Below are 5,688 nucleotides of genomic sequence, written 5' to 3'. Positions count from 1 at the left end.
GGCTCGTGTACGAGAACCGAGCCGCTCCGGCGGGAGCCGGTGTCACCAGACCCGGACCGACCCCCCTCGGGCGAACGCCGGGCTGGTGGCCTGCGGCGGGACCTCCGTCAGGGGTTGCGCGATCTCCGAGACCCGCGGGCCGTGCTTGGCGGCCACCGCGTCCAGGAGGGCGAGGTCGAAGCCGTACACGCGGGCCGCGTTGCCGCCGACCATCGCGGCGACCTCCTCGCGCGGGAGGCCCGCGTAGGCGATGCGGAGGCCTTCGCGGGAGAAGGGGGTCGTGCCCTCGTCGTGGGGGTAGTCGCTGCCCCACATGATCTTGTCGAGGCCGATCCGCTCCCGCAGCGGGACCTCGTGTGGGCGCATGAAGCTCGCTCCCACGAAGCAGTTGTCCCGCCAGACCTCGCTCGGGCCCCGGCCCATCGACTCCGCGAGGCCCGCCCCGAACTTGGACTCGGCCGTGGCCGATGCCGCGACCAGACGGCCGTGGTAGTAGTCCAGCATCTCCAGGACGCCGGGGATCCACCCCGAGCCCTGCTCCGTCAGGACCAGCTTGAGGCCCGGGTGCCGGTGGAAGGCCCCGCCGAAGACGAGGTGCCACAGGGCGCGGTGGGAGAACCAGGTCGTCTCGACCATGAAGACGGCCCGGGCCGCCGGTTCGTCGCCCAGCGGCGGTGAGGCCGAGCCGCCGTGGTGGTTGACCGGGACGTCCAGCTCCTCGCACACCGCCCAGATGGGGTCGTACACCGCCGAGTACAGCTCGGGCACCGTGGAGCCGGGCGGGACGCCCGGCAGCAGGATGCCGCCCGTCAGGCCGGCCGCCCGTACACGGCGGATCTCGCCCACCGCCGCGTCCACATCGTTGAGCAGGATCTGCGCCACCCCCGCCCGCCGCCCCGGCGCGTCCGCGCAGAAGTCCGCCAGCCAGCGGTTGTGGGCCTGCAGCCCCGCCCAGCGCATGTCGTACTCGGCCGCCGTCGGGGGCTGGGCCATCAGGGAGGCCTTGGGAAAGAACGGCGGGATGGTGTTCGGGAAGAGGACCTCCGCGACGATGCCGTCCGCTTCGAGTTCGGCGAGGCGGCGCGCCGAGTTCCAGTTGCGGTCGGCGGTGTCGGCGAGGAGGTCCTCGTACGGGTTCACGTAGGTGGCGGCCCAGGCGTCGAAGTCCTCGTGGTGGCGCTTCTCCAGGTACGGCCTGTAGTCCAGCAGGTCGGCGCCCGCGTGGCAGTCCGCCGAGATCACCGTGTAGCGGTCCTCCGTCATGACGACACCCCCAGGACGGGGAAGTCGTTGTCGGTGAGCCAGTGGCGGCCCACCTCGCGGGAGCGGGCCCAGGAGGCCTCCACCGCCGCCTGGTCCGGCGACTGGCCCAGTTCCGCCGGGGTGGGGCCGATCCGGCGGGCGATCGGGGCCAGACTCGCGGTGTCGAAGCCGAAGACCTCGGCCGCCGCGAGCCCGAGCATCCGGCGGGTCTCCGCGACCGGGATGTCGTGGAAGGTGTTCTTCAGCCAGGCCCGGGTGTTCGGCCAGGTGCCCTCGGGATGCGGGAAGTCCGAGCCCCACAGGATGTTGTCCACCCCGATCTCGTACCGCTGGGCGAGCTCGCGCCGCTTGGTGTTCGTCGCGCAGATGAAGACCTGGCGGTCCAGGTACTCGCTGGGTGGCCGCTTCAGCTCCTCGAACGGCGAGAGTTTCTTGCCGCCGTGTGCGCCGAGGTAGAGCCGGTCCATGAACCACAGCTGGTTGGGCAGCCACCAGCAGCCCGCCTCGGCGACGCCGAACTTCAGGCCGGGGTGGCGCTCGAAGACGCCGGACCAGAGCAGGAACCACAGGGGCCGGGCCGGCCACCAGGTGACCTCGGAGACGAAGATGCCGAGGTGGTCGCCGTACTCGTGGCGTGGCGAGGACCCGGAGTGGGTGACGATCGGCATCCGTGTCTCGGCGGCCGCCGCCCAGACGGGGTCGTAGCGGCGGTCGTGGTAGGGCGCCTTGTCCACCCACATCGCGGGGATCATGAGTGCGCCCAGCCCGGACTCCTTGGCCCGGTGGATCTCCGCCACGACCTTCGACGGCTCGCCGGTGATGGGGAGCAGGGCGACTCCGCAGTGGCGCGCCGGGTTCTGCCCGACGAACTCGGCGAGCCAGCGGTTGTGCGCCTGCGCGCCCGCCATGCCGAGCTCGGGGTCCTGGTCACCGGAGAGGCCGAGGCCGACGCCGAAGGGAGCGGCGGTCTGGCTGTCGACGGCGTCCGCGTCGGGGAAGACGACCTCGGCGGCCACGCCGTCGCCGTCGAGTTCCTTCAGTCGCTGCCCGGTGTCCCAGCCGCCCTTGAGGCCTTCCTCGTGGTCGCGGAACCACTTCTCGGCGAAGGCTTCGTTCCGGACGCCGAGCCGGGTGGCCTCCGCCCGGCGGGCGTCGCGTTCGCCGAGGAACTCGTCGAACCGGGCGTGGAAGCGGGAGTCCAGATAGGGCCGGTACTGCTCGGTGGGCAGGCCCGCGTGGCAGTCGGAGGAGATGATCAGGTACGGCTCTTCGGTCCGGTTCCCGGTTCCGTTCGCGGTCCCGTGTCCGTTCCGGTCTTCGTTCGTACTCACCACAGACGCCCCTCAGTCGAGGATGAAGCTTTCCAGGTAGGCGGGGTTGGTCCGGTCGAGCATCGACTGCGACCGGGCGCGGATCTGCCGGTCGCTGTGCTCGCCGGCCGGGAGCATCCAGAAGCGGTCGGCGCGGATGCCGTCGACGACGTGTTCGGCGACCTCCTCGACCGGGGTGAAGCGCACCTCGTGGCCGGCCTGCCTCATCGCCGCCTCGTACTGGTCGAGGCTGCGGTACGGGGCCTTGCGCGGCCGTTCCTTCGCGTACCGCTCGGGCCGGTTGCGGTGCGACTCCCAGAGCCCGGTGCGCAGCATGTGCGGTCCGGGGAAGAGGACGGAGGCGCCGACGGGGGCGCCCTCCGCCTTGAGGTGCGCGTAGAGCGACTCGGTCAAGGTGACCACGGCCGCCTTGGTGACGGCGTACACGGAGGCGGTGGGCAGCGGGGCGATGCCGCCGTCGCCGGAGGAGGTGTTGACGATGTGGCCGGGACCGCCGGAGGCGATCATGCGGGGGACGAAGGCCTGGATGCCGTGGAAGACCCCCCACACGTTGACGGAGAAGGCCCATTTCCAGTCGTTGGGCTCGTGCTCCCACATGCGGCCCTCGGCTCCGGAGCCGACGCCCGCGTTGTTGCAGAGCACGTGCACCGCGCCGAAGGTCTCGTAGGCGGCGTCGGCCAGCGCGATCACCGAGTCGCGGTCGCTGACGTCGACCACCCTGGCGAGCACGTGGGCCCCGTCCGCGGCGAGTTCGTCGGCGGCCTTGCGCAGGGCGCCCTGCTCGACATCGGCGAGGACCACCTTCAGTCCCTCGGCGGCGAAGCGACGGGCCATGGCGAGGCCGATGCCACTGGCGGCTCCGGTGACCACGGCCACCTGTCCTGGTTCGAGTCGCATGTCAGACACTCCCCTCGGGCGGGCCGTCGAAGATCTGCAGGGGGTCGTCGTAGCGCTGGTGGATGTACGGGAGCAGAGCCTGGGCGCTGACCCGCTCGACGACCCGGCCCTTCTGGTCGGTGGTCTTCTCGCCGATGGTGATCTCCACGATCCGGCGGACGGGCAGGTCGGCGACGGGATCGAACATCGACTCCCGCAGCACGATGTCCCCGGTGACGTGCTCCAGCTTGCGGACCTTCTCGTTGCGCGTGCAGTGCACGAGCACCGGGTCCACGTCGAAGCCCGAACCGTCCACCGCGGGCAGGAACTTGAAGTAGAAGTCGGTCTTGCGGGTGGGCTCGGGCAGCGGCAGCGCGCGGTCCACCGCCCCGCGCACCTCGACGAAGGCGATCCCGTGCCGGGCGAGGGCGGCCCGTACGACGAGGCCGTCGCGCTCCACGGTGACCTCGCCCAGCTTCTTCGGCTCGCCGAAGACCTCGCGGCCGCCGGTCAGGGCGCGTTCGAGGGTCATCGGCATGACCAGGGGGTACCAGCCCTCGGTCCCGCCGTGCTGGGCGGCGACGGCCACCGAGCCGGCGCCGAGCGGGTAGCCGGGCAGGTCGACCTTGCTGATGTTGGCCCGCACCAGGGGCCGGTCGGCCGGTTCGAGCGGCGGCGGCAGGACCGCCGCGACCACGTCGGGGTCGCTCTCCCAGACGGCCACGACACCGGTGGACCAGATGTCGGGAAGTCGGGAACTCTTCGCGCGCGACGCCGCGACCTCGGCCTCGGTCCGCGCTCCGTACCGTACGCGTGCCATGTCTCGCACCATCCCTCGGCTCGGGGGGAGTCGGTTCTGTAACACAGTTACACTGCCCGCGATGAAGGGTAAAGACCCATGCACTGCCGAGAATTGACGACCCGACAGATTGGTGGTGGCAGGACGTGGCCAGAACCACGCTCACCCGTGACGAGGTGCTGGACGCCGCCGCGTCCCTGGTCATGCGGAACGGTCCGGCCGCGCTCACGATGCGGGGGCTCGCCGCCGAGCTGGGCACCGCCGTCACGTCCATCTACTGGCACGTCGGCAACCGCGAGTCGCTGCTCGACGCCCTCGTCGAGCGGACCGTGGAGGAGATGGGGGCGATCCGGCCCACCGGCCGCACCCCGGCCGACCGGATCCTGGCGGTGGCCCGGATCCTGCGCCGCGAACTGCGCAAACGTCCGCACCTGATCGCGATGGTCCACGAACGAGGTCTCACCGAGCGGATGTTCCTGCCCGCCCAGCAGGCACTCGTCCACGAGGTGCACGCCGCCGGGCTGCGCGGCGCGCGCGCGGCGGACGCGGTGCGCGCCGTCCAGTTCCAGGTCGTCGGGTACCTGCTCGTCGAGCGCAATCGTGAACGCTCCCCCGCCCAGTCCCCGGCCGAGAGCGAGCTCTGGGACCCGGCCGCGGCCCCCCACGATCCGGCCCTCGCCCGCGCCCTGGCCCGCCCGGCGGACCCGGACCGGCTGTTCCTGCTGTCCGTGCGTGCCCTGGTGCACGCCCTGCTCGCACCGGGCGCGGGCCCGGCACGATAAATCGGTTGGGTTGGTTTTCCGGTTCCGGAGGAATGCCCCCTTTGCCCGAGCTGTCGAGGACGCGATCACAGTGCGGGAGATCAAGGCCCTGGTGCCGGGCATGTTCCCGTACTTCTCGACGGGCCGCACCACCCTGGGGGAGCTCGCCGGCCGGCACGCGGCCGCGCGCTGCCGCGAGGTGGCCGTGCTGCGCCGTACGCCCCGGCCGAGCGACTGCGACGAACTGTGGACCTCCCGCAGGGGCGCCGGCGAGGGCACCGCGGCCTTCGCCGCCCGGCTCCTCGGCCTGCGCGACCGGGACGACGTACTGCGCTCCGCGGAGGTGGACGCCCTCGCGGGCAGCGCCGCCTCCGGGGGGTCCGCCGCCTCAGGGCGGTCCGCCTTCCTCGCGTTGGTGGACGGCGAGGTGGCGCCCGCCGGTGCGAGCGGCTCCGTATACCGGCTGCCACCGGGGCCGGTTGACGGCTGCGGCCTCGAACAGCTCGCCGCGGGCGACCTCGTCGCCGCCCTGGGCTGACGGCCGGGAAGCGCCGGGGCGGCCACGGGTGTCAGTCGGGGCCGATATCCTCTGTGACCATGCTCGACGACCGTACGACCGCAGAGACGACGTGGCCGACCGCGTACCCAGAGGGGTACG

Annotated in this window: 6 protein-coding genes; 2 read left to right on the top strand and 4 right to left on the bottom strand. The window is 72.1% G+C overall.

The window, feature by feature from the left end; all coding sequences use genetic code 11:
- Nucleotides 1-42: 42 nt before the first annotated feature.
- From ACWGIU_RS27565 to ACWGIU_RS27550, 4 genes are all read right to left on the bottom strand, one after another.
- A complete protein-coding gene (locus tag ACWGIU_RS27565) occupies nucleotides 43-1,263 on the bottom strand; it encodes an amidohydrolase family protein (protein ID WP_453710169.1) in 1,221 nt (406 codons plus the stop codon).
- A complete protein-coding gene (locus ACWGIU_RS27560; protein WP_453710171.1) occupies nucleotides 1,260-2,522 on the bottom strand; it encodes an amidohydrolase family protein in 1,263 nt (420 codons plus the stop codon). The genes ACWGIU_RS27565 and ACWGIU_RS27560 overlap by 4 nt, the downstream gene beginning before the upstream one ends.
- A gap of 84 nt (nucleotides 2,523-2,606) precedes the next feature.
- Entirely contained in the window at nucleotides 2,607-3,491 is an 885-nt protein-coding gene (locus ACWGIU_RS27555; RefSeq protein WP_453710167.1) for an SDR family NAD(P)-dependent oxidoreductase, read from the bottom strand.
- Between the two features lies 1 nt (nucleotide 3,492).
- Nucleotides 3,493-4,290, bottom strand: a complete 798-nt coding sequence (locus ACWGIU_RS27550) for an acetoacetate decarboxylase family protein (protein ID WP_453710165.1) — start codon at nucleotides 4,288-4,290, stop codon at nucleotides 3,493-3,495.
- A gap of 125 nt (nucleotides 4,291-4,415) precedes the next feature.
- Between ACWGIU_RS27550 and ACWGIU_RS27545 the strand changes: the two genes are divergently transcribed.
- Both ACWGIU_RS27545 and ACWGIU_RS27540 read left to right on the top strand, forming a co-directional pair.
- On the top strand, nucleotides 4,416-5,051 hold the full coding sequence (locus ACWGIU_RS27545; protein WP_453710163.1) for a TetR/AcrR family transcriptional regulator: 636 nt from the start codon (nucleotides 4,416-4,418) through the stop codon (nucleotides 5,049-5,051).
- A 70-nt stretch (nucleotides 5,052-5,121) separates the two neighbouring features.
- On the top strand, nucleotides 5,122-5,568 hold the full coding sequence (locus tag ACWGIU_RS27540; RefSeq protein ID WP_453710161.1) for a hypothetical protein: 447 nt from the start codon (nucleotides 5,122-5,124) through the stop codon (nucleotides 5,566-5,568).
- The last annotated feature ends 120 nt before the right edge of the window (nucleotides 5,569-5,688 follow it).

It is taken from the genome of Streptomyces sp. NPDC054840 (assembly GCF_053611065.1).
The sequence above is the reverse complement of the archived record's forward strand: the minus strand, read 5'-3'. Positions and strand labels throughout refer to the sequence as shown.

Bases quoted from the DNA above. Each gene is read 5' to 3' on its own strand.
- ACWGIU_RS27565 (WP_453710169.1), bottom strand. From the start codon at position 1,263: ATGACGGAGGACCGCTACACGGTGATCTCGGCGGACTGCCACGCGGGC.
- ACWGIU_RS27555 (WP_453710167.1), bottom strand. From the start codon at position 3,491: ATGCGACTCGAACCAGGACAGGTGGCCGTGGTCACCGGAGCCGCCAGT.
- ACWGIU_RS27550 (WP_453710165.1), bottom strand. From the start codon at position 4,290: ATGGCACGCGTACGGTACGGAGCGCGGACCGAGGCCGAGGTCGCGGCG.